The organism is Pseudomonas sp. NPDC088368, from assembly GCF_044753445.1.
GTDB lineage: Bacteria > Pseudomonadota > Gammaproteobacteria > Pseudomonadales > Pseudomonadaceae > Aquipseudomonas > Aquipseudomonas bambusae.
The window spans coordinates 476593-498601 of sequence record NZ_JBIVNG010000003.1; the positions used below are offsets into that span (position 1 = coordinate 476593).

At 56.6% G+C, this 22009-nt stretch carries 23 protein-coding genes and 2 tRNA genes; 13 read left to right on the plus strand and 12 right to left on the minus strand.

Annotation, left to right across the window (positions count from 1 at the left end):
- Positions 1 to 62: 62 nt before the first annotated feature.
- The 8 genes from cptA to ACIQAL_RS08590 all read right to left on the minus strand — a co-directional run bounded on the left by cptA (position 63) and on the right by ACIQAL_RS08590 (position 9481).
- Positions 63 to 1811: a phosphoethanolamine transferase CptA gene (gene cptA, locus ACIQAL_RS08555; protein WP_341964518.1), complete on the minus strand. Its 1749-nt coding sequence runs from the start codon at positions 1809 to 1811 to the stop codon at positions 63 to 65.
- A gap of 107 nt (positions 1812 to 1918) precedes the next feature.
- Positions 1919 to 2620: a hypothetical protein gene (locus ACIQAL_RS08560; RefSeq protein WP_401144427.1), complete on the minus strand. Its 702-nt coding sequence runs from the start codon at positions 2618 to 2620 to the stop codon at positions 1919 to 1921.
- Between the two features lie 74 nt (positions 2621 to 2694).
- The gene (locus ACIQAL_RS08565) at positions 2695 to 3453 is read right to left on the minus strand and encodes a nucleoside triphosphate hydrolase (protein ID WP_401144429.1); all 759 of its coding nucleotides are present in this window, start codon (positions 3451 to 3453) and stop codon (positions 2695 to 2697) included.
- Positions 3454 to 3541: 88 nt separating this feature from the next.
- Complete coding sequence (locus ACIQAL_RS08570) at positions 3542 to 5266, minus strand: ABC transporter ATP-binding protein (RefSeq protein WP_401144431.1); 1725 nt, start codon at positions 5264 to 5266, stop codon at positions 3542 to 3544.
- A gap of 77 nt (positions 5267 to 5343) precedes the next feature.
- Positions 5344 to 6537 carry a serine palmitoyltransferase gene (gene spt / locus ACIQAL_RS08575; protein ID WP_166594846.1) on the minus strand — a complete coding sequence of 398 codons (1194 nt, stop codon included), beginning with the start codon at positions 6535 to 6537 and terminating at the stop codon, positions 5344 to 5346.
- Positions 6524 to 6784, minus strand: a complete 261-nt coding sequence (locus ACIQAL_RS08580) for an acyl carrier protein (RefSeq protein ID WP_401144432.1) — start codon at positions 6782 to 6784, stop codon at positions 6524 to 6526. The genes spt and ACIQAL_RS08580 overlap by 14 nt, the downstream gene beginning before the upstream one ends.
- Positions 6785 to 6818: 34 nt before the next feature.
- The gene (locus ACIQAL_RS08585; RefSeq protein ID WP_401144434.1) at positions 6819 to 7733 is read right to left on the minus strand and encodes an NAD-dependent epimerase/dehydratase family protein; all 915 of its coding nucleotides are present in this window, start codon (positions 7731 to 7733) and stop codon (positions 6819 to 6821) included.
- On the minus strand, positions 7730 to 9481 hold the full coding sequence (locus tag ACIQAL_RS08590) for a fatty acyl-AMP ligase (RefSeq protein WP_401144435.1): 1752 nt from the start codon (positions 9479 to 9481) through the stop codon (positions 7730 to 7732). Before ACIQAL_RS08590 ends, ACIQAL_RS08585 begins: the two co-directional genes overlap by 4 nt.
- A 372-nt stretch (positions 9482 to 9853) precedes the next feature.
- Here ACIQAL_RS08590 and ACIQAL_RS08595 point away from each other — a divergent pair, with 372 nt between their 5' ends.
- From ACIQAL_RS08595 to ACIQAL_RS08625, 7 genes are all read left to right on the plus strand, one after another.
- A complete protein-coding gene (locus ACIQAL_RS08595) occupies positions 9854 to 10996 on the plus strand; it encodes an N-acetyltransferase (protein ID WP_401144436.1) in 1143 nt (380 codons plus the stop codon).
- A 25-nt stretch (positions 10997 to 11021) separates the two neighbouring features.
- A complete protein-coding gene (locus ACIQAL_RS08600; RefSeq protein WP_401144558.1) occupies positions 11022 to 11792 on the plus strand; it encodes an NTP transferase domain-containing protein in 771 nt (256 codons plus the stop codon).
- Between the two features lie 64 nt (positions 11793 to 11856).
- The gene (gene lptF / locus ACIQAL_RS08605) at positions 11857 to 12933 is read left to right on the plus strand and encodes an LPS export ABC transporter permease LptF (RefSeq protein WP_401144438.1); all 1077 of its coding nucleotides are present in this window, start codon (positions 11857 to 11859) and stop codon (positions 12931 to 12933) included.
- Positions 12930 to 14009 (plus strand): LPS export ABC transporter permease LptG, encoded by a 1080-nt coding sequence (gene lptG / locus ACIQAL_RS08610; RefSeq protein ID WP_401144440.1) that lies wholly within the window; start codon positions 12930 to 12932, stop codon positions 14007 to 14009. Before lptF ends, lptG begins: the two co-directional genes overlap by 4 nt.
- A 6-nt stretch (positions 14010 to 14015) precedes the next feature.
- Positions 14016 to 15050 (plus strand): diacylglycerol kinase family protein, encoded by a 1035-nt coding sequence (locus ACIQAL_RS08615; RefSeq protein ID WP_401144442.1) that lies wholly within the window; start codon positions 14016 to 14018, stop codon positions 15048 to 15050.
- 12 nt (positions 15051 to 15062) lie between these two features.
- Complete coding sequence (locus ACIQAL_RS08620) at positions 15063 to 16028, plus strand: hypothetical protein (protein ID WP_401144444.1); 966 nt, start codon at positions 15063 to 15065, stop codon at positions 16026 to 16028.
- Between the two features lie 30 nt (positions 16029 to 16058).
- Entirely contained in the window at positions 16059 to 16817 is a 759-nt protein-coding gene (locus ACIQAL_RS08625; RefSeq protein ID WP_401144446.1) for an aspartyl/asparaginyl beta-hydroxylase domain-containing protein, read from the plus strand.
- Positions 16818 to 16884: 67 nt separating this feature from the next.
- Here the strand turns inward: ACIQAL_RS08625 and ACIQAL_RS08630 are convergent, their stop codons facing one another.
- The 4 genes from ACIQAL_RS08630 to ACIQAL_RS08645 all read right to left on the minus strand — a co-directional run bounded on the left by ACIQAL_RS08630 (position 16885) and on the right by ACIQAL_RS08645 (position 18623).
- A complete protein-coding gene (locus ACIQAL_RS08630; protein WP_401144448.1) occupies positions 16885 to 17415 on the minus strand; it encodes a RimK/LysX family protein in 531 nt (176 codons plus the stop codon).
- A gap of 159 nt (positions 17416 to 17574) precedes the next feature.
- Positions 17575 to 18084, minus strand: coding sequence for a ProQ/FinO family protein (locus tag ACIQAL_RS08635; protein ID WP_401144450.1), 510 nt, complete (start codon positions 18082 to 18084; stop codon positions 17575 to 17577).
- A gap of 328 nt (positions 18085 to 18412) precedes the next feature.
- A tRNA-Ser gene (locus tag ACIQAL_RS08640) sits at positions 18413 to 18503 on the minus strand.
- Positions 18504 to 18539: 36 nt separating this feature from the next.
- Positions 18540 to 18623 (minus strand) — tRNA-OTHER (locus ACIQAL_RS08645).
- 135 nt (positions 18624 to 18758) lie between these two features.
- On the opposite strand from ACIQAL_RS08645, the gene ACIQAL_RS08650 reads away from it, so the two are divergent.
- From ACIQAL_RS08650 to ACIQAL_RS08675, 6 genes are all read left to right on the plus strand, one after another.
- Positions 18759 to 19433 (plus strand): Bax inhibitor-1/YccA family protein, encoded by a 675-nt coding sequence (locus ACIQAL_RS08650; protein WP_166594835.1) that lies wholly within the window; start codon positions 18759 to 18761, stop codon positions 19431 to 19433.
- Positions 19434 to 19543: 110 nt separating this feature from the next.
- The gene (gene tusD / locus ACIQAL_RS08655; protein WP_401144452.1) at positions 19544 to 19936 is read left to right on the plus strand and encodes a sulfurtransferase complex subunit TusD; all 393 of its coding nucleotides are present in this window, start codon (positions 19544 to 19546) and stop codon (positions 19934 to 19936) included.
- A 1-nt stretch (position 19937) separates the two neighbouring features.
- Positions 19938 to 20300, plus strand: coding sequence for a sulfurtransferase complex subunit TusC (gene tusC / locus ACIQAL_RS08660; RefSeq protein ID WP_401144454.1), 363 nt, complete (start codon positions 19938 to 19940; stop codon positions 20298 to 20300).
- Complete coding sequence (tusB, locus tag ACIQAL_RS08665; RefSeq protein ID WP_401144456.1) at positions 20300 to 20599, plus strand: sulfurtransferase complex subunit TusB; 300 nt, start codon at positions 20300 to 20302, stop codon at positions 20597 to 20599. Before tusC ends, tusB begins: the two co-directional genes overlap by 1 nt.
- Entirely contained in the window at positions 20596 to 20931 is a 336-nt protein-coding gene (locus ACIQAL_RS08670) for a TusE/DsrC/DsvC family sulfur relay protein (protein ID WP_401144458.1), read from the plus strand. Before tusB ends, ACIQAL_RS08670 begins: the two co-directional genes overlap by 4 nt.
- Positions 20928 to 21929 (plus strand): glycosyl transferase family protein, encoded by a 1002-nt coding sequence (locus ACIQAL_RS08675; protein ID WP_401144460.1) that lies wholly within the window; start codon positions 20928 to 20930, stop codon positions 21927 to 21929. Before ACIQAL_RS08670 ends, ACIQAL_RS08675 begins: the two co-directional genes overlap by 4 nt.
- Positions 21930 to 22009: the final 80 nt, after the last annotated feature.

The following is a 22009-nucleotide window of genomic DNA, read 5'->3' on the forward strand; positions in this document are numbered from 1 at the left end:
GGACCCGCAAGATGGTTTTGTAATCATCACTGCCGGGTCAGTCCCAAGCGCCCCATCACCCGCTATCGCGTTGCTTGCACAGCCGAGCCCTGTTTAGGCGCAATCGGAAGCTGGCTGAAATCACGCAGACTGCCAGGATTGTGCGGGTTGCCAATCAGGAGACGTTCGGATTTATACCCCTGGCTCGCAATACTCCTGGCCGGCTCAAACTCATCAAAACGCAGCCCTGCCAAATCAGTCCACGTGTGGATGAAGTGAGACGTACTGTAGGGGCGTGCCAGGTAGTCAGCAGGCTCCAAAGTCGTGCCTTGTGCAGCTTTCCAACTGGGCGATTTCCAAACGATGAATGGCACTGTGTACATTGGGCGAGTGGGTGCAGCCTCGTTGCGGCCCAGTACCTCTGGCGCTACCGGGTCATATACGGATTCACCGTGATCAGACAGGTAGAGCAGGAAGCCATTAGGGTCTGTGTCGCTGAAGCGCTTGATCAGCGACGAGACCACGTAATCGTTGTACCGCACCGCATTGTCGTAGCTGTTGTAGACCTCTAGCTGGCCATCAGTGACATTTGCCGGCACCCCGATCCGATCCTTGAAGTAATCGTATGTTGGTGGGTAGCGATACTTGTAGCTCATGTGCGTGCCCAGCAGGTGCACCACAATCAGCTTACGTGGCGCGTCGTCTTCCAAAACCTTAGAGAACGGGTCCAGGACGTCCTCGTCGTATTGGCTGGTCTCGTTCTGATCGCGGTTGTTGTTCAGATAGGTCTGCTGGTCTGCCTGCTGAGAAAACAGTGTGAGCATTGTGTTGCGCTTGGTCATGGTCTGCTGGTTGGTAATCCAGAACGTCTTGTACCCGGCCTGCTTCATCACGCTGATCAGGGTTGGCGTACTCAGGTATCGATCCGGATGCTCCTCGTCAGCAAATGTCAGTACCTGCTGGAGGGTCTCGATCGTATAGGGGCGTGGCGCGACCACTTGGCTGAATATCTGCAGTTGGCCACGTAGCTGATCCAGATTAGGCGTCGTAGGTCGGCCATAACCATAAACGCTCATACGCTCCCGGTTCGTTGATTCGCCAATGACCAATACCAGCGTGGAGCGTTGACCTGCATGCGTGTCGGTCAGGTTCTTGAGAGGAGGAATCTGCGCCTGGGTCGCCATCATCGTCGACATCTCGGCGAGTTGCTGACGATACTGGTGATATCCGACGACCATCTGCCAAAGGGCCGCGGCTTCGATATTTTCCTCGAACTTCGCTGCCGCCAGCTGAATGGTCGGCCGCTTACGATACTGGTTGACGGCGTTGAAGCCCACGCCGACGGCAATGAACAAAACACAACAGGTCACTAGCGCCTTACGCGTCAGGTACGCTGGCCTGACCCGCGTCCACAGCACCAACCCTACTAAGGTGTAAGCGGCGATGGCCCCCACAATCGACCAGGAAAAATAGTGCCCCAAGTACTCGGTTGACTCCTGCATGTTCGAGTCGAACATGATGAAAATCACGCTCTGGGAAAACTCCTGCCCATAAATCAGAAAGTATCCGAGGCCGGTCAGTGAGGACGCCCAAAGAAGAAGTCCAATGACCCCAGCCAGAATCCTCGCGCGGGCGGGAAACAGGATCAGCGGAATCAGCCACAGCAATGTGACCATCGACGCTTGGATCATCCCCTTCCAGCCTGCAACGCCAGCGCGAATGATGAGGAGCTGTGCGACACCGGAGAAGTACCAGAAGAACAGATAGGCCCAACCTAGACGCGCCCAAACTGCCCGGTTCGGTGTTGCGGGTGCCGAAACTTTAGCTTTCATAACGTCCTCGATTAAACCGCTCTTTACCGAGCGAGGCAGGCTTTCAGGCACCAAACCCTGTGATTCAACGGCCGGTAAGTCATTGAGATAAAGCGCGTCCGAACGCTTCAAACATGAGTTTCTACCGCTGGGTGGGAATTGCTTTTCTGATTCATCAGCAACTGACCTACCAGTTGGGCGCAGATCGCCTGTACCCGTTCCAGCGGCTGGCTGGCATCCACGTCGATAATTTTCGCGTTATTAAAACGGAGCAACGAGGTTGCCTGTACCTTCTGCTTCAGCAGAGAAAGGTTGTGGTCGGGCTTGCGAGAGAATGCCGTATCAGCATCAATGTTCAATCTAATGACCAGCGTTGGCAGATGGCTGACCATCCTCTGGTAAAGCGCAAACTCACGCTTTGCAAGCCACGCCGTAAAGCGGCCAGTAGGCGTTGATGCGTTCAGACCCGGGCCGTCATAGAACCCCGGCACGTCAATTTGAGGGTATCTGTCGCAAATAACGATGGAGGCCCGATCGCGTAACACCTGCATCGCCCTGAAGCGACGGACTCGCAGCAGCGAAAACCCGTAGATGGTCAACGCTGTGAAGACCCCAGGGATTTTTTCGCCCTTGGTACGAGCTTGTGTCGCCTTGGCGGCCAATCGACGTCCGACGGCAGGCCCGATCAATGGCCAGGCCTGTATCTTGAGTCCTATGGCGCCTGTACCCAATCCCAAGTAGGCATAGGCAGCGCCCTCACCTGCCAAGGTGGAGCAAAGGTGGGCCGCCACGGTGGTTTTTCCCGCACCGTCCGAACCAATAATGGCCACGAGCGGCGCCAGAGGGCGGTCGCCTCTCCCGCGAGGAGTTTCGAATAGGGCGCGCATGTCTGCTACCTATCCCCCTACTGGATCGCCAGGCTGCGGGACACTGCTGCTTTGGCGTGCGCAATGACCTCTTCGAGCGGCAGGCGACTGTCGAGATCCAGAATCGGCGCTCCCTGATATTCAAGCTTGGGGACGTTGGCAATCTTGAGTGCAAGCGATTCGTAGCGGTGATCAGGTTTGCGCGCAAACGCGGTCTCGACATCCACATTCAAGCGAACAACCAGATCCGGACGGTAGCTGATCATGTAGTCGTACAGCTTTTTCTCACGCGCCGCCAGGAACCGAATCAGCCCGTTGCCATGCTTGACCGCGAGCAACCCGGGGCCATCGATTTTCATATTGGCAACCGCGATCTGCGGAAAACGATCAGCGACGATGGTGATGCCTTGGCGTCGCAGTTTCATCATCTTCTGGTAACGACGATACCGGCGGATCGACAACAGGAAGATGGCAAATGCCGCCAAGGTGCTGGGGCCGCTGGAGATTTGTGCGTGTTTCTGATTGCCACGTGGAGAGTTGGCAGCGATCAATCGACCGATTGCTTTGCCCACCAACGGCAACCTGACCAACCTTTCACCTATCTGCTTGGACTGAATGCCCAAATGGCAACTCTGCACAGGCTGCGACCGGCTCAGCCACGTGAGGATAGCCTCCGAGACAGTCGACTTTCCGGAGCCATCACAGCCGACAAATGCGATGAGCGGCCCAAGTACCCTTCCTTTCTTGTCCAGGTGCGACTGAAGTTTCGGAACCTGGACTTCGCCGTTCTGCTCCACATGATGATCTGGCGCAGGTGCATGTTGGTGTTTAGAAGAAAGCATGATTGGGCCGTCTCGTACGAGTAAAAAGAAGCTGGGTGCAGAGTCAAACTTCCAGATTGGAAGGCTCATTGACCAGATAGGTACGGTTTTTCATTCGCTTGATCTCGCCGTCCCTGAGCTCGATGATTTCGTCAGCGATGTCGATAAGCCCCGGACGGTGAGAAACGGCAATGATGGTGATCTCTGGCGCCAACGCTTTCAGCGACTCACAGATATCTTTCTCAGCATCCGGGTCGAGCGAGCTGGTCGCTTCATCCAGAATGAGCAACTGAGGTCTGTGGGCGAGCGCACGTGCAATCACTATTCGTTGCCGCTGACCACCTGAAAGCTTGCCCCCTCGTTCGCCAACGATCGACTGCATGCCTTGGGGAAGTTGGGATACAAACTCCCATGCACCAGCCTGGCGCAATGCCCGCTCCGCATCCGCTTCGGTGAGCGCTGGCTCGCCCAAAGTGACATTCGCAAGGACGGTGTCGTGTAAAAGCAAAGTTTCCTGCGTGACGTAGCCAATCATGCGACGCCACATACGGCGATCAAGGTCAGGAAGCGGAATACCGTCTATGAGCACTCGACCGTGTTGAGGGCTCAACAACGCACACACCAGGTCAAGAATTGTGGTTTTCCCTGCCCCGGATGGGCCCACAAGCGTCGTCATCGTCCCGACATCGAAAGTCAGTGATGCGCTGTTCAAAACTTTGCGCTCGCCATAAGTAAATGTGACGTTCTGAAACTCGATCCGGTCTTTGAGCGTGGGCTGCACGGTGCCGCCGACAGGCTCGGCTTCCGCCCTGGCCGTCACTACCGCTTCGCGCAGCGCCCAAAAGGCACTCTCTTGCCCCGCCATGCGGTGGTAACGCTGCTGCGCCTTGTGCATAAGGCCTAGCACTCTTACCACCATGAATATGAGCACCATGACGGATGACAACGGCAACTTCCAGATAACCAGGCCCGCATACAGACCGGCTGCGGCGAGAATGGCCAGCAAGGGCTCCTGGAGTGCACGCAATGTCTCGCGGCTGGTGACCTCCTTCTCCATTGCCCCATTCAGCTCAGCAGCCTGATGGCGCAACAACGAATCGGCGATATCCTCCCTGGCCATTGCCTTCAATGGTTTGACTGACCCCAAGGTGTCGCTGAGGTTGATCAGCAACTCCCGCATCAGGCTGGTCTGGCCCTTCCCTGCTTTACGGGATGTTTTGACCAAACCACGCAGGGCGAAAAGAATGACCACGCCGAGAACCAGGCACACCAGCGCAGCTTGCCAGGAGACGAACAGCGCGATGACGCCGTACGCGATCGCCTGGATGGAGAGCGCAACCATGTTCGCGGCATGCTCATAAGCGGTTGATGCTCGGTAGGCTTCGGTAGCCACGGCGTTGGCCAATGCTCCACCCGGCTGACGCAGATAGTATTCCCAGCGGCTACCCAGTGTTGCGTTGATCAGATCTACCCTCAGGTCGGTTGCAACATGGGCTACGGTGTAGCCAACCTGGCGGTTGGCCAGAAGAATCAACAGACTGCTGATGGCCATGCCCACGACGATGATGACGAGTAGCGTGATGATCGTTGGCTCCAATCCAAAGAACTGAAGCGCGTTGCCAACAAGGGCGCCAAACGTCGAGTGCGCATTGTCGCCGAGCATCACCGACATCAGGGGCAGCATCGTTGTCAGACTGACGCTCTCAACCAGGCCGGCAACGACCAGGCTAAGCAGCATCAATGCCGTTCGTATCGGATACGAACGCCCAAAAACAAAAATAATTCGCATAACACTCACATTCGGTTCAAGGTTCTCTGCACCGCACGGCAATTCCCTGCACTACAGTTCGACTGCATTCCTCGTTGTCAGGCCGTAGGCTCAAGCAATGGACGTAGAGCGGCGAACGCTTCGATGATCTGATCAATTTGCGCGGTTGTGTGGGCAGCGCTGACACTGCAGCGAACCAACGTGACGCCCGACGGCGTGGCAGGTGGAAGTACCAGATTGACATATACACCCTGATCAATGAGTGCTCGCCAGAACTGTACACCCTGCTCTTTGCTACCGACCATGACCGGGACAACGGGGCTCACGCTTGGGCCTAACGAATAGCCCAATTCCGCCAGCCCATCGTAAAGCCGACGGGCATTGTCCCAGAGGTTCGCCCGCAGATCCGGGCGCGCAGCAATTGTCTTCAAGGCCGATCGCACAGACGCCACGACCGAAGGAGAGGGTGAGGCCGTGAAGATGTAGGGGCGGCTAGCATAACGCAGCACTTCCATCCCACTGCTCAGGCCCGCGGCAAAACCACCGATTGCAGCCAGACTCTTGCTGAAGGTTCCCAGGATGATATCGACATCATCCTCCACGCCCTGCTCTTCCGCCAGGCCTCGACCGTTAGGGCCCATGACGCCAAACGAGTGAGCTTCGTCAACCAACAAGAAACCGCCTAGACGGCGTTTAACGTCAACGATTTCTTTGAGTGGAGCCACGTCGCCGAGCATGCTGTAGATGCCTTCTACGATGATCAGCGCATCCTTCGCGCGATCCCCAAGGCGCAGCATGCGGCGCTCGAGATCTTTTGCGTCGTTATGGTGAAAACGGATGATTTCAGCCCCACCCAAGGCGCATGCATCATAGATACTCGCGTGACAATCGGCGTCGAGCAGTACCACTTCGCGCGGGCCGGCAAGCGTCCCGATGATGCCCAGGTTAGCCACATAGCCAGTGGAGAAAACCATGACCGATGGCCGATCCAGAAATTCGGCCAACTCTGCTTCCAGCGCCGAATGACCGCCGTAGCTGCCGTTGGCCATTCTTGACCCGGTTGTGCCCGTACCTTCGGCGGTCAGTGCTTTACGCGCAGCTTCGATAGCGTCTTCATCGAATGTCAGGCCCAGGTAATTGTTAGTGCCAGCCAAAATGACATCGGTACCGCCGATACGCCCGCGCGTCGATGAATAGAGCGCTTCGATTCGAGTACCAAAAGGGCTAGGGTCAAGCGCCTGCAGACTGGAACGCTCAGCTGCCAGGCGGGAGAATTTGTCATACAGTCCCATGGCTTTTCTCCAGATAGCCAATCAGAGAGGCGGCAAGCTGCCTTGGCGTGCGAACGTCCATGAGGATATTGATCGGTATCGACAGGTCATAGTCGTCCTCAAGCTTCATCAACAAATCCATCATTTTTACCGACTCAAGGCCTAGGTCATCGACCATGTCACTGTCTGGCCCTACCTCACCTGCACCGGGAATCATGTCCCGAAGACACGTCAAAACATTCTCTATGATCACATCTTGCGTAAACATACTTAGCCTCGTTGGCGCGCGAATTTGCACACGTTCAAAACAAACCTTCCTGCAGGGCACGTCGTAGCTTTATCTGGGGACTCCAGCCGGTTGCGGCCGTTATCGCCGTGTTGCTGCATGTCCAGTCAGGGTGTGTCAGCTCATTGACTTTGCTGGTGGTCAGCATTGGGTTACCGCGCACCACGTAGGAAATGACCAGGTTTGCGCGGGCAACGGCTCTCAGGACGGCGGTTGAAATGGCCAGTGATCGAACTGGAGCCGCCCGTATATCGGTCGCAATCTGCGCCAGCCCCTTCCAGCTGTATCCACCCAGGGTGCCGTCACTGATTTCGTAAAGAGCCGAATTCGAGTTCGGCGCTCCGAGCCATTGCCCAACAGCCGCTACAAGGTCAAAGACGTGCACAAAGCTGAGATGCGTATCTCCTGCGCCGAGCCTGATCTGCAGCCCCTTGAGCAACCAGGTGAACAGTGGCCGTAGTTCGCGATCTCCCGGGCCATAGACTGCCGTCGGACGGAAGATCGTGACGGCCATGGCTCCTGCTACCCGGATGACTTCCTGCTCGGAGTCATGTTTGGATTTTGCGTACCACGAGAGCTCTGGATGGCGAGCGGCAAGAGATGACATCAACAAAAAACGTTTGCAGGTGCCGGCTTTAGCAGCGGCTTCAGCGACCCGACGGCTGCCGTCCACGTTGGAAATGCGGAAATTACGGGCATTACGCCCTCGAACCGCCCCCGCGCAGTGAATGACGATATGTGCCCCTGCAACCAGCTTTGCCAGTGAGTCACTGTCCTCAAGCGATCCCTTTACCCACAGAACACCGTTTTCAAGCCCAGCCTGTGTGCGACTGAGCGCGCGCACACGGACACCACGACCAACGAGCATGCGAGCTATCTGACCGCCGATAAAACCGCTGCCACCGGTAAGGGCAATCGTTGGCTCGGTCATGCGGTTTCGGCCGCAGCGAAGCTCTCGGGGAGTGCGGCGCGAAGACTCATGAAGCGCTTGCGGGCTTCGGCCCTGGCTGGTTTTCCTGAGGAGGTGCGAGGAATGCTATGGGGTGGTACCAGGTCGATGGTCGGAGAGATACCGAATTCACTGTGGACCTTGGCAAACAACGTATGAGAAAGACGCGCCCTCTTCTCCTCATCGAGAATGCGGTATTGAACCTGGATCACCACCGATTGATCAGCTTCCTTGTCGGTAATGAAAACGATCGCGTCCCCCGGCCTGATTTCCGGCTCGGACTCGACAATGAGTTCAATGTCTTGAGGCCAGATGTTACGACCTCGGATGATGATCAGATCCTTTTTACGCCCGGTGACGTAAAGATCTCCATCGAAAAGATATCCCAGGTCGCCAGTATCGAGCGTTTTGGTCACTGCGAGATTTTGAATGGAATCATGATCCTGGAAATATCCCGTCATCAGGCTCGGGCCAGAAATCATGACTCTGCCCACTTCGCGCTCGGCCAGGACATTGCCAGAGTCATCTACGATCAGCAGTTCGTGCCCCGGCAGCGCGCGGCCGCAGTTAACGAAAGCGCTGACCGCTGAAGATTTTTCAGTGGCGCTGACCGCCCTACCTTCCGTTTCCAAAATGTCTCGGTCGATCCTGTCAACCTGAGCACCTGTGTCCGGTCTGGCAAAGCTGACAGCCAACGTGTTTTCTGCGAGCCCGTAGCACGGCATAAATGCGCCAGCCTTGAACCCAGCGGCGGCAAAGTGCTCGGCAAATCGGTCGAGTGTGGCGACGGAAATCGGTTCAGCGCCAACACCCGCTACGCGCCAGTTCGAAAGATCGAGGCTTTCTACTTCAGCGGCACTGCAACGACGTACACACAGATCGAACCCGAATGGCGGCGCCACCGAGACCGTACCCCTGTTCCGACTCAGCAAGTTAAGCCACTGTTTGGGCCGCATCGCGAAGTCTTGCGTGCGCAGGTAATCGACCGATATCTGCGTGGCCATGGGCGCCAATACAAAACCTACCAACCCCATGTCGTGGTAGTACGGCAACCAGGAGACACAGCGGTCGCCGGGACGTAACCGGATTCCGTCAGTGCTGATACCGCGCAGATTGGCCATGACCGAACGTTGGGTGACCATGACGCCACGCGGAAAACGGGTACTCCCGGAAGTGTATTGCAGATAGGCAATGTCATCGGGTTGAGCTGGGACAAGAGTGGCGCCACCCGTAGGAAGCGCTTCCAGATCGTCATCCGTGCCGATGAATTTCAGCTCAGTGGTGCCCAGTGCTTCGCGCGCGTAGGGCAGCCATTCCTGCTCCCCGAGCACAACCGATGGCGAGCAGCTCGCGATGAGTCCACGGAGCTTTTCGACGTACGATTGGTGTTGCCCTACCCCAGCGGGAACCGGCAGCGGAACAGCGACCAAGCCTGCGTACTGGCACGCGAAGAAAAACTCGACGAATGAGGGTGTTGTGTCCGCGATCAGGGCGACGCGATCACCTTTGGACAAACCCAAGGTCAGCAACCTTCTGGCCGCGCCCTGGGCTCTGGCCTTGAGCTCTCTGTACTCGAGCACTGCCGTCAGTTGGCAGCGTCGGTCATAAAAATTCATCCCCGTACGACCCAGCGCTGCGTAGTCCAGGGCGTCCGCTAAAGAAGGGAAATCTGCAAGTCGCTGCACCAGTTCTTGAGTAGAGCTAGTTTCGGACAAATATAAAACCGTCATTAATTTGGACTCTAATCAGGGCACTACGAAAACCGGCACTTATGGGGCAGGCGCCGCTGCACGTCCAAAAAGCAAGGTTCGTAGAGATAGCTGAATATGGACGCCGTCACATTTTCAGGCATCGCCTTAAGCGATATAGCTGGCTCGTAGACCTGAGCCATTTCGAAAAGCCGGCTTCCATAGCTTTCCTAAAAGAGTACCGTCAGATAGATCGAGATCTACTATCAAACGAATTGATACTCTACATTGACAACGGTCTATAGACGTAACGAAATATTTCAGCGACAGTCCGGAGCCGCCGCCGGATACCTCGCTCGACATTGGAACATCAGGCCTCACCGTCCACTTTTTGCCTAGAAGGCCTGCAGGCTAATGAATAAGAACAACCCGCTGCTTACCATTGAAGCAGTAGAGAACCGACAGTCACTGAACGACTTCGTCACCTTTCCAGGCACTCTCTATAAAAACGATCCCTCTTGGATTGAGCCGCTCTACATCGAACGGTTAGAGCATCTCTCACCCAAAAATCCGGCCTCAGGACACGTCACGTGGAAAGCCTGGCTCGCCAAACGCAATGGTGCTGTTGTAGGCCGCATTCTTGCTCAAGTAGATACTCTGCACCGGGAGTTGCACGGTGCGGACACGGGTCACTTCGGCATGCTGGACGCGATCGATGATGGTGAAGTATTCGCGGCGTTGATCGCCACCGCCGAGCAGTGGCTCAAGGGGCAGGGTGCTCAGCGGATTACCGGGCCTTTTACCCTGAACATCAACCAGGAAAGCGGCCTTCTCGTCGACGGCTACGAGACGCCGCCATCCGCGTTCATGAACCACAACCATCCTTACTATGAAAACCATGTGCTGGGAGCGAAGTACAAACCTGCCATGGATTTGATTGCCTACTGGATGCGCCGGGACGAGCTCAATTTCCCGGCCCCGCTCAAGAAAATGATGGACCGGGAAAGGTCTACGATCCGTATCCGCCAGATTGATCGATCAAAATTTGGCGCCGAAATGCAAATTCTGCGGCAGATATTCAACGATGCCTGGGCCAACAACTGGGGTTACGTTCCCTTTACCGAGCACGAGTTTTCCGAGCTAGGCAAGCAGTTGAAATTCCTTGTTCCCAGCGACCTCATCTATATTGCTGAAATAAACGATGAGCCCTGCGCGTTCATCGTGGCCATGCCTAACATTCATGAGGCCATCGCGCCTCTCAAAGGGCGTATGCTGCCATTTGGATGGCTGCGTTTGATTTGGAAACTCAAAGTCTCCGGAACACGAACCGCCCGCGTGCCTTTGATGGGCGTCAAGCAACAATATCAGTTCAGCCGCCAAGGCCCTGTCCTGGCATTACTGCTTATCGAAGCTCTGAAAGCCCCCTTTCTCCGGCGCAATATTGAGGCCCTTGAAATGTCTTGGATCCTCGAAACGAATGCCGGGATGCGCGGAATTCTGGAGCGCATAGGTGCTAAAGCCTATAAGCGGTATCGGCTCTATGAAAAGCACATCTGAGTCGTCGCGGTATTCGGCCCTCATTCTGGCAGGTGACAGACGCCCAGGAGACCCCGTTGCCGCGCTTGGTGACGCAGGCTGTAAAGCGTTGACGCCTGTCCTTGGTCTGCCAATGCTTCATCGGGTCGTCGGCGCATTGCGGGACTCCAAGCGTGTGTCCGATATCACATTGGTCGGCCCAGGCAATCGGATGCTCGACAGTGATCCAACGCTGCGCGACATGATTGATCGTGGCGAGTTGGCAATGCTTGAGCCGGCGGCATCACCAAGCCTAAGCGCGTATCGTGGGTTGACCCACATTCGCTCCCGGCCAGTGCTGGTGACGACTGCCGATCACGCGTTACTGCAATCTGACATCGTCGATTATTTTCTCGAACGTTCTCAGATGAGCGAATGCGACGTGACCGTGGCTTTAACGCCCCTTGCCACGGTCATGGCCAAATTCCCCGAGAACAGGCGGACGGCTATCAAGCTCAAAGGCGGCCCGTACTGCGGCAGCAACCTGTTTGCGTTCATGACCGAGGAAAGCGCCAAGGTAGCCGACTTTTGGAAAGACATCGAGCAGCGCCGTAAAAACCCCAAAAAGGTCGTCATGGGTGCGCTCGGCATAGCGTCGACTGTGCGATATCTGCTTGGAACCCTAAGCCTTGATCAGGCCATGCAACGAATCTCCCACGCCGTCGGTGTTCGCGTGGGCGCCGTGATCATGCCGTTTGCCGACGCTGCCGTGGACATCGACACCGTAGAAGACTTTCTACTGGTCGAAAAAACGCTCCGGCTGCGGGCATCAATGTGAATACCACCCAGCCTCCTCATTGGGCCAGGCGAGCTATTCGCTGCAAATCCGCGGGAGCTTCACGATGTTTCTGATCGAGCGGTACATCATTGCCGAGATTCGTCGCCCGGTAACGGTGATGGTCGGTATCTTGACCTTCGTTTTCGCAAGCTACTCGGCAGAGCGCTACCTGACCCAGGCCACAAATGGCACGCTGGCTGTGCAGTCCGTCGCAGACATGGTGATGTACAAAGTCATCATCGCGCTGGAAATGCTGGTACCCGTTGCCCTGTACACCTCTGTAGCAATGGCGCTGGGCAGGCTTTATCACGACTCCGAAATCACCGCCATCCTGGCCTCAGGCAGCAGTCCTGTACGCCTCTACAAAGCAATCGCCCTGATCTCGCTACCTCTCGCCATCGCCGTGACAGTGTTGTCTGTCTATGGACGTCCCTGGGCGTATACACAGAGCTACCAGTTGGAGCAGCAGTCCAAAACCGACCTGGACGTCAGTCACCTGCTTCCTCAGCGTTTCAACCTCAACCCTGACAACGGCCGGATGATCCTCGCGGAATCCATAGACAAGGATTCGGGTGAGCTCACTGACACATTGATCTATGACCCGGGCGACGGTAAATCCCGCATCTTTCGGTCTCATACGGCAAAAGTCAGAGACGCCAACCCTGCTGCCCCCTTGGTTGAACTCACCAAAGGGAGCTCGTACACCCTGGATCACCAGGATTCCAAGGACGTGGTAAATACGTTCGACAACAAGCTGCAACTGCAGCTGAAACCTTTAGAACTTGAACCCGACAACAAGCGCAAATCGACCTCGACTGCGATGTTGAGCGTTTCGGCGCTGCCTCAAGACAAAGCCGAGCTTCAATGGCGTGAAACCCGCGGCATCAGTGCAATGCTCCTGGCCCTGCTTGCAGTGCCGCTGAGCCGGACGGCGCCCCGCAAAGGACGCTTTTCCACGCTCCTGCCCATCGCGATTGTTTTTGCCGTGATCTTCTACGCCGGCAACATCTGCAGAACACTGGTGGGTAACGCAGCTATCCCCCTCTTGCCTGGCGTGTGGCTCGTTCCGCTGGCCATGAGTATCGCGTTGCTAGGTTTCCTGACCAGAGACCTCGCACTTTTGCGTCGTCGTCGCAAATGATAAGACTCAGCTTCTATCTGATTCGCAACGTGCTGATCGGATTCGCGGCCGCTGCCCTGTTGTTGCTGCCATTGTTCACGACGTTCGATCTGATCGCTGAGCTCGATGACGTGACTTCCGGCGGCTATCGCTGGACGCAAGCGGTGGAAGTCGTCCTGATGACATTGCCCCGCCGGGCAGTCGATCTCGGGCCTTTCATCGCCTTGCTGGGAGGCATCACCGGGCTTGGTCAGCTTGCGTTGACTCAGGAACTGACGGCCATGCGTGCGGCCGGCGTATCGATCATGCGCATCGCTGTTACGACGATGGCGGCCGGTTTGATCGTGGTCATCGCACTCGGCGCCATGGACGAATGGCTGGCGTCTCCACTCCAGCAGCATAGCGTTCAGCTTCGCAATACTGCGCTGGCCATATCCGGCGAAGCGGCGAAGCCTACCGGCAGCATCTGGGCGCGCCGAGGCAACGAGGTTGCACGAATAGGTGCGATGTCACGCCACAACACGCCACTCAACGTTGAAATCTTGCGCCTCACCTCCGACATGCGCCTGGCCTCTTACATTTTCGCGGACAGCGCGGAAGTCCGCCCGGACGGTTCGTGGCTGCTCCACCATCCACGGATCAAGGAGTGGGAGCAAGACAATGAGGTGACGCGCGAAGAAGATCAGATGCTATGGAACTCTGTGTTTTCAGATCGCCGCTTGAAAGAACTGTCGCTGCCGACGGACAGCTTTTCGATTCAGCAACTGCGTCACTACATCGCCTTTCTCAATGGATCCGACCAACCCTCGGGCGAGTACCAGATGGCAATGTGGCAAAAACTTGGACGGCCGATCCTCACATTGGCCATGATTCTCTTTGCCGTTCCTTTCACCTTTGTTCAGCAACGCTCACCGGGATTGGGCGGTCGATTGGCCATCGGAGCCGTTGTGGGTCTGCTGATCTATGTGGCGAATCAAATTGTGGCCAACCTCGGTCTGCTCCTGAACGGGAACGTGATCATCACAACGTTGGCGCCCTCGATTGTGCTGCTGGCCCTCGCGTTGTGGCTGGTCTACCGATTTGACCGTGCAGCGTGACATGACATGACTATTGCTCCTATCACCCAACAAGACACCGCCTCGAATCCTCCACAGGCTTTCGTAACCCTAAATCATGGCAACGCCCCTTCAGCACAACGAATAGGCGTGGTGCTCAATCCCAAAGGGGGCTACGTACGTCGGCATCTTGTCAGGTTCAGAGACCACGTCGCTCAGCTCACCGACGCCAATGTTGTGGAGGCGTCAACGCCGACGCAAATCAGTGCGGCCATTCAATCCTTCGCACTCGAACCACAGGATCTCTTAGTCGTGATCGGTGGGGATGGGAGCCTGCAGGCGGCATTGACGGCCCTGATGCATCTGCAGCCCATGAGCCTGCCTGACGTACTCATTGTCCCGGCAGGCACCACCAACATGAGTGCAATCGATCTGGGCGTGCGGACGCGCCCACTGCAAGTGCTCCTGGCGCTCCATCGTTGGCGAAGCGGCGCACGCTCGGCTCCCGCATCGAGATTGCGCAATGTGCTCAAAGTATTCGACCCAGACTCACTACAGACTCAATGCGGTCTGTTCTTTGGAGCCGGGGCGGTGGTTGAAGGCGTCAGGTATTTTCACAGCCGTATCCGTACCAAAGGTATCCGCGGAGCCTTGGGCCCGTCACTGGCGTTCGGCAGAATGTTGGTGTCGCTGCTCTGGAAACGAAGCCTGCCGTTTGAGTCTGCCGCCACGGCCAGGCTCCACCTTCCACAACACACCTTGAACGCCAGGTGGATGGTCATTCTCGCCACCACACTCGACACCCTGCTGCTCAGAAGCACGCCCTACTGGGGCACTGAGAAGGCGCCGATCCATTTCACGGCAATTGGTCACCGTGCTCCTGAGCTCGTGCGCTCCCTGTTTCATGTGCTGCGGGGCAAAACGAGTCCGGTCATCACGCAGAATCAGGCTTATGTGAGCCACAACCTCAACGCTACCACCATCGACGGGTTAACCGAGTACCTGCTGGACGGCGAGATATTCTCCACGCAAGGCCAGCTTGAGTTGTCTGCGACCCTCCCTGTCCGTTTTGTGATGTTTTAAGAGAAGCTGAACGTGGAACAGGCCTCCCCTACTTCAACAACCAGCATCCTGATCGGCGTTATGTCCGAGGAATGCGCGCGCCCGGTCGCAGCCCCATTGAACGCACTGACTGATGAATTGGTATCGCGATTTGGCAACGCCGTCAGTGCCGTTCTTCTGTATGGATCCTGCCTTCGCAGCAGCAATTTTTCAGATGGCCTGGTCGACCTTTATGTCCTTGTAGACAGCTACGCCAACGTCAGGACAAGCAAGATCAAGGAGCTGGTGGACGCCTGGCTTCCCCCTACCGTTTTTTCGATCAATGTGCTGGCGCCGGACGGTTCGCTGCTAAGGGCAAAATGCGCGCTGATTACACTGGCGGACTTCGAGAAGGGAACGGCATCGTGGTTCCACGGTTATCTGTGGGGACGCTTTTCGCAGCCCTCTCGACTGGTTTTTTCTCGCAATCAAGCCGTTAGCACCCGTGTGCATACGGCCTTGGCCAACGCAGTGAAAAGAATGACGTCCGAAGCACTGCCTGATAAACCGCAAGTGCTGGATAGCGCCACATTGTGGGAACACGCCCTCACGTTGACCTATCGCACGGAATTGCGCCCGGAGCGCGCCAGTCGCCCGGCAGAAATCGTAGGGCATGATGTCGGCTACTACAGGCGTATCACCCTCGCGGCGGTGCAATCCGTACCAAGGCTTTCCCTTCTGCCTGGGCAGGATGACCGATACTCAGTGTCCCCCGCAGATGCAGGAGCGGTTCCCCACGCCGTCCGGTGGCAACGTAGACGAGTCGCCGGTCGCCTACTCAATGTGCTGCGCCTGATCAAATCGTTCTACACATTCGAGAATGGTCTGGATTACGTCATCTGGAAGCTTGAACGCCACCTTGGGGAGCCTGTGCCGATCAGCCCGCGCCTGCGTCGTTATCCACTCATCTTTTGTTGGCCGCTGCTGTGGCGGTTATTGAGAAACCGCCAGCTTCGCTAAGTCTTCTAAAAATCGTCGCCAGGATCAGATATGCAAACAGAGCCCACGCAGCTTCCACACAACAAAGCCAAACGCAAGCATCGGCCAAGCGTCGCAGTAGGGTTGTGGATCATCAAAAAGCTTGAGCGGTTCATTCGCCGGCACTCCTCGGTCGGAAACACACCGTTTTTCGATCCGTCACAGTTCGAGTGGGCAAAGACGCTGGAGTCCAACTGGCCTGTGATCGTCGACGAGTTGAATGCCGTACTCAAAAATCACGACGGCATCCCAAACTTCCAAGACATTTCCAAAGACCAGCGCAACCTGACACAAGATGACCGATGGAAGACCTTCTTCCTGCATGGCTACGGCTACAAAATGGATGGCAACTGCGTCAAGTGCCCTAAAACTGCAGAGATTGTTGAATCGATACCAGGCATGTTTACGGCTTTCTTTTCCATCCTCAGCCCTGGCAAGCACATACCTCCGCACCGAGGGCCCTACAACGGGCTGCTCCGCGCACATCTGGGATTGATCATCCCTGAGCCCAGGGAGAGTTGTCGTATCCAGGTGGGAGATGAAATCAGGCATTGGCAGCCCGGCAAGGTGATGGTGTTTGACGACACCTACCGCCATCAGGTCTGGAATGACACCGACGGCATCCGCGTCGTGCTTTTCCTGGATATCCACCGCCCGCTCGACCGCTTTGGCACTGTGCTCAACAAGTGCGTGCTGAAGCTGATCCAGTGGTCTCCCTTCATTCAGGATGCACGGAAAAACCATAAGGCGTGGGAGAAAGGCCTCCATTGAGACGGAAGTCGGTGCGTTCGACCCTCTGCTTGCTTTGAGCTGAAACAGAGGGACGGCAACAGAAAACTCAGGCTGATGGCTTAGCGGCAGAACCGCTGCAATCCGGTTTGACGGTGTTCGACCGCGAGGCATCCACAGCGCCTATGTGCTGCAAGGCACTTCTGCCCAAGCTCACGTTGTACCCTTTTTTACCCGGAGGTTTGAGACTGAACTCCTCCTGGTAGACCTGCGTACCCAGGCACAAACTCATCTTCACCACTTGGCGATGACTGCTGCCAATCACCCCCTTGGCTTTCGCATTGCGAACGATCTTTTGCTCGAAAGTGACGTCGGATAAAGACCCGGTGAGACCGGTCGGTATTTGTAAAACAAACCGCACCCATTTCTCGTCACCCTTGTCGAAAGGGACAATATTGACAGCTCCCAGAGACGAGTTTTCGGAGCCCGTATCAAGTTCTACTTTGACCGGGGTTCGATCAGGCAACAGTACGCCCTGCTCTTCCCAGCCCAAGGCTTGGTTGGAAGACGCTGAGTATGAAATGGAAGGCAGCAACAGCGAAAAAGCGACACCAACAATCACTTTTTTGAAGATTTTCATGTGGGGTATCCCGAAGCATGCACAGGCAAACTCACCTGCGTCATAAGGCCATGGTTTAGGGCGGATTTCAAATTAAAAAAGCCGTAATGACTCTCCATAAATCCCTGGAATTTCCACCCATTTCAGCCCCAAAAAACACCCTACAAAATTGCCGGGGATTCAGTTTGTATCCTGACCCACTGCAGCAACGACAGCGGGAGCCTGGCCACCTTCTTTCAGCTTCGCACGGTGTCGACGATCTTGACCGCGTTGCCGCGACGCCTGCTGCCTGGCATGCAGAGCCTGTGTGGCAGTTACTACGCCGGCTGGTTGACCACTCAAGTCCAGGCGCGGCGCATTCTCCACCATGCTTGCCCAGTACCGGTTTCCACGGCACCAGGTTGAAATACCTAGCTTTAATTGTTCTTGGGTCAACCCGAGTAGCTCCAAGTGCTGTTCTGCATCTTGAAGAATGCCCTCTTTGAGTGGAACTTTAGGAGCCGGATTGACGGGGAACGCCAGTGGAAAATGCTTCTGCAATGGCCAGATCGCTTCCACAGCGGGATCATGGTTACGAGGCTTCGCCCGCGTTGATGAATTAAGCTTGATGTGTTGAGTGCCATCCACCTGTTGCGACTTTTTTTCAGCAAGCAGTTGGTCACGTAGCCCAGCCAGTTGTTCAAAACCCATCGTTTTATTCACTACTCTTAAGCGACTGCGGAGTGCAAGGATATTCCATACAACGCTGGGGAGCAGCAGAAAGAATACTCGTCTCTTCTTCACCACCCTGCCAAGGCGAAGAAAGTGACGGAATCCAGGCTAGTCGTCCCAACCCCGTCAGATTTGCCTACGAAGTGGCTTTCTCGCGGCCGTGTCCGAGAAAACAATCAAACGAACCCGATGTGAGCGGCGCATGAGGCTGTGCTTGGCTACCAAAGCAATCGGCGTGCCTTTCAACATGAAATGCCAAACACAAAAAAGGGCCCAGATTTCTCTGAGCCCTTGATTTTACTGCGTTTGGCGGGAAACCAGGGATTCGAACCCTGGGAACGCTATTAACGTTCGCCGGTTTTCAAGACCGGTGCATTCAACCACTCTGCCAATTTCCCGAGGCATCCGATCAATGAAGGTGTAGTGTGCAGCTGAGGAGATCCTAAGATAGAAACTCAAGGACCCGTTACAGTCGGCAGTCTTCAGACTGCTGCCTTAAACCACTCGGCTACACCTCCCATTGCGTTGCGGGCGCCATAATACCGTAATGAAACAAGCTGTCAAACTCTCTGGCTCGCGTGTCACTGCGGCTCTGTTATGATCTTTGCAACTTGAGATTTCAGATCCCCCTTTCAACCACCAGGAGTAGCGCCATGCGCGAACAGGATTACGCAGTCAACAACCGCGTGCAGGTCGAGCAGCTAGAGGTTAGCCGCGTCCTGCGCAACACTTACGGCCTTCTGGCCCTTACCCTCGCCTTCAGCGGGATCATGGCATTCGTCGCTCAGCAGATGAACGTTCGTTATCCGAACGTGTTCGTCGTGCTGATCGGTTTCTACGGGCTGTTCTTCCTCACCAACAAACTGCGCGATTCTGCGTGGGGTCTGGTGTCGGCGTTCGCGCTGACCGGTTTCATGGGCTTCATTCTCGGCCCGATCCTCAACCGTTACCTCGGTATGCAAGGCGGCGCTGAAATTGTCTCTTCCGCCTTCGCGATGACGGCACTGGTGTTCGGCGGCCTCTCGGCGTACGTGCTGATCACCCGCAAGGACATGAGCTTCCTGGGCGGTTTCATTACTGCCGGTTTCTTCGTCCTGCTGGCAGCGGTGCTGGCGAGCATGTTCTTCCAGATCAGCGGTCTGCAACTGGCAATCAGCGCGGGCTTCGTGCTGTTCTCGTCGGTGTGCATCCTGTTCCAGACCAGCGCCATCATCCACGGTGGTGAGCGCAACTACATCATGGCGACCATCAGCCTGTATGTGTCGATCTATAACCTGTTCATCAGCCTGTTGCAGATCTTCGGCATCATGGGCAGCAGCAAAGACTGATCCACAGCCTCAATAAAAAGCCCGCTTCGGCGGGCTTTTTGCTGTCTCCGCCCTTTGAATTCTTTATCATTGGCCCCATTCACCCTGCCACCCCGCTGACCGAGCCGCCCATGAAGTTCGCCATCGCCCTCTATTCACCCGCTCACGCGCCCTCTTCGCGCCGGGCCTTGCGGTACGCGAAGGCCGTGCTGGAAGGCGGGCATGAAATCGTGCGGTTGTTCTTTTATCAGGATGGGGTGCACAGCGCGTCGGCCAATGTGGTCACGCCTCAGGATGAGCAGGACATTCCCGCGCAATGGCGCGACTTCGTGAACGCCCACCAATTGGACGGCGTGGTGTGCATCGCCGCCGCCCTTCGTCGGGGCGTCCTGAATGAAGAAGAAGCCGAGCGTTATTCGCGCCCCGCTGCCAATCTTTCTGCTCCGTGGGATCTGTCCGGTCTTGGACAGTTGCACGACGCCGTGCAGGCAGCCGACCGTTTGATCTGCTTCGGAGGGCCTTGAGATGCCGAAGTCGTTGCTGATCATTAGCCGCCAATCGCCATGGTCGGGCCCCAGCGCCCGCGAAGCCCTGGACATTGCATTGGCGGGCGGGGCGTTCGATTTGCCGTTGGGCATGTTGTTTCTGGACGATGGCGTGCTGCAACTGTTGCCAGCTCAACGCGCCAGCCAATTGCAACAGAAAGACCTGACGGCCAACCTTCAGGCCCTGGAAATGTTCGGCGTCGAAGACCTGTACGCCTGCAATACCAGCCTGGCAGAGCGCGGCATGTCGCCGAGCGCACTAAGCGTCGAGACACTACAGGTGCTGCGTGATCATGAAATCGCCGCACTCATTGACCGTTATGACCAAGTGATCACGATCTGATGTCGACCTTGCATGTGTTATCTCATTCCCCGTACGCCGACTCCGGCCTGAGCAGTTGTTTGCGCGTGCTCGGTCACGAAGACGCGATCCTGCTGTGCGGCGACGCGACGTATGCCCTGACGCCTTCAACCGCTGCGCGCCAGTCGCTGGACGACAAAGCAGACAGCCTGCGCGTGTTCGTGCTCGATGAAGACGCCCAGGCCCGAAACCTGACGCTGCCCGACTGGGTGAAAAGCGTTGATTACTCCGGCTTCGTCGAACTCTCGGTGCTGTTCGACAAGGTCAACACCTGGCTATGAAGCAGCTCATCGTCAACGGTCGCACCCTGCCGCTGGACAAGGACGGCTACCTCGAAGACCTGCACGACTGGTCCCGCGAAGTCGCCGAGGCCCTGGCGCTGGAGGAAGACATCGTCCTGACACCCGAACATTGGGAAATCCTTGAGCTGCTCCGCGCGTTTTACGCCGAATACCAGCTGTCCCCCGCCACTCGCCCGCTGGTGAAATACACCGCGCAAAAGCTCGGGGCTGAAAAAGGCAACAGCCTGCACCTGAATCGCCTGTTCAACGGCACTCCCGCCAAACTTGCCGCCAAGCTGGCGGGCCTGCCAAAGCCGACCAATTGCTTATGAACGATGTCGCCCCACTCCTGACTGAAACGCCCGCCGAACACCCCTTTGCGCCGTTCGTGCGCATCCTCGGAAAAGGTAAGCGCGGTGCCCGCAACATGACCCGCGAAGAAGCGCGCGAGGCCATGGGCATGATCCTTGATGAAAAGGTCGAGGACACACAACTGGGCGCGTTCCTGATGCTGCTGCGCCATAAAGAGGAAAGCCCGGAAGAGCTGGCGGGCTTTACCGAAGCGGTACGTGAACGTCTGACCGCCCCGCCGCTGACCGTCGATATCGACTGGCCAACCTACGCGGGCAAGAAACGGCATTTGCCGTGGTACCTGTTGGCAGCCAAATGCCTCGCGCAGAATGGCGTGCGCGTGTTGATGCACGGCGGCGGCGCGCACACGGCGGGTCGACTGTACAGCGAGCAATTGCTGGACCTGCTGGGCATTCCACTGTGTCGCGGCTGGGCTTCGGTGGAGCAGGCACTGGAGCGGCAAAACATCGCGTTTATGCCATTGGGAGACTGGGCGCCACAGTTGCAGCGCATGATCGACCTGCGCAACACCCTGGGCCTGCGCTCGCCGATCCACTCACTTGCGCGCATTCTGAACCCGTTGGGCGCCCGCTGCGGACTCCAGAGCATCTTCCATCCCGGCTATCAGTCAGTGCACCGCGACGCCAGCAGCCTGTTGGGTGATCACGCCATCGTCATCAAGGGCGACGGCGGAGAAGTGGAGATCAATCCGGACACGATCAGTCATTTGTACGGCACTACCGACGGCCAGCCGTGGGATGAGGAATGGCCTGCGATGTCCGAGCGTCGCCACGTCAAGCCGGCAACGCTCGACCCGCAGCAGCTCGTCGGCCTCTGGAAAGGTGAGGTCCAGGACAGCTACCCGCAACTGGCGCTGATCTCGACCATAGCCCTCGCCTTGCGCGGCCTTGGAACACCCCGCGCAGAGGCCTTCGAGCAGGCTGAGCGTTTTTGGGAAAACCGTAACAGATCGATTTAACCGATCATTACACCCGACTCTTTGCGCTATTTGTTCGAACGATTGTCTCTAGACTGACCTCCAACGTACGAACGTACACA

What these genes read in the sequence shown, in the direction of transcription:
- cptA (WP_341964518.1), bottom strand. Translation starts at nt 1,811, where the DNA reads ATGAAAGCTAAAGTTTCGGCACCCGCAACACCGAACCGGGCAGTTTGG.
- ACIQAL_RS08570 (WP_401144431.1), bottom strand. Translation starts at nt 5,266, where the DNA reads ATGCGAATTATTTTTGTTTTTGGGCGTTCGTATCCGATACGAACGGCA.
- spt (WP_166594846.1), bottom strand. Translation starts at nt 6,537, where the DNA reads ATGGGACTGTATGACAAATTCTCCCGCCTGGCAGCTGAGCGTTCCAGT.
- ACIQAL_RS08580 (WP_401144432.1), bottom strand. Translation starts at nt 6,784, where the DNA reads ATGTTTACGCAAGATGTGATCATAGAGAATGTTTTGACGTGTCTTCGG.
- ACIQAL_RS08585 (WP_401144434.1), bottom strand. Translation starts at nt 7,733, where the DNA reads ATGACCGAGCCAACGATTGCCCTTACCGGTGGCAGCGGTTTTATCGGC.
- ACIQAL_RS08590 (WP_401144435.1), bottom strand. Translation starts at nt 9,481, where the DNA reads ATGACGGTTTTATATTTGTCCGAAACTAGCTCTACTCAAGAACTGGTG.
- ACIQAL_RS08595 (WP_401144436.1), top strand. Translation starts at nt 9,854, where the DNA reads ATGAATAAGAACAACCCGCTGCTTACCATTGAAGCAGTAGAGAACCGA.
- lptF (WP_401144438.1), top strand. Translation starts at nt 11,857, where the DNA reads ATGTTTCTGATCGAGCGGTACATCATTGCCGAGATTCGTCGCCCGGTA.
- lptG (WP_401144440.1), top strand. Translation starts at nt 12,930, where the DNA reads ATGATAAGACTCAGCTTCTATCTGATTCGCAACGTGCTGATCGGATTC.
- ACIQAL_RS08615 (WP_401144442.1), top strand. Translation starts at nt 14,016, where the DNA reads ATGACTATTGCTCCTATCACCCAACAAGACACCGCCTCGAATCCTCCA.
- ACIQAL_RS08625 (WP_401144446.1), top strand. Translation starts at nt 16,059, where the DNA reads ATGCAAACAGAGCCCACGCAGCTTCCACACAACAAAGCCAAACGCAAG.
- ACIQAL_RS08630 (WP_401144448.1), bottom strand. Translation starts at nt 17,415, where the DNA reads ATGAAAATCTTCAAAAAAGTGATTGTTGGTGTCGCTTTTTCGCTGTTG.
- ACIQAL_RS08635 (WP_401144450.1), bottom strand. Translation starts at nt 18,084, where the DNA reads ATGGGTTTTGAACAACTGGCTGGGCTACGTGACCAACTGCTTGCTGAA.
- ACIQAL_RS08650 (WP_166594835.1), top strand. Translation starts at nt 18,759, where the DNA reads ATGCGCGAACAGGATTACGCAGTCAACAACCGCGTGCAGGTCGAGCAG.
- tusD (WP_401144452.1), top strand. Translation starts at nt 19,544, where the DNA reads ATGAAGTTCGCCATCGCCCTCTATTCACCCGCTCACGCGCCCTCTTCG.
- tusC (WP_401144454.1), top strand. Translation starts at nt 19,938, where the DNA reads ATGCCGAAGTCGTTGCTGATCATTAGCCGCCAATCGCCATGGTCGGGC.
- tusB (WP_401144456.1), top strand. Translation starts at nt 20,300, where the DNA reads ATGTCGACCTTGCATGTGTTATCTCATTCCCCGTACGCCGACTCCGGC.
- ACIQAL_RS08670 (WP_401144458.1), top strand. Translation starts at nt 20,596, where the DNA reads ATGAAGCAGCTCATCGTCAACGGTCGCACCCTGCCGCTGGACAAGGAC.
- ACIQAL_RS08675 (WP_401144460.1), top strand. Translation starts at nt 20,928, where the DNA reads ATGAACGATGTCGCCCCACTCCTGACTGAAACGCCCGCCGAACACCCC.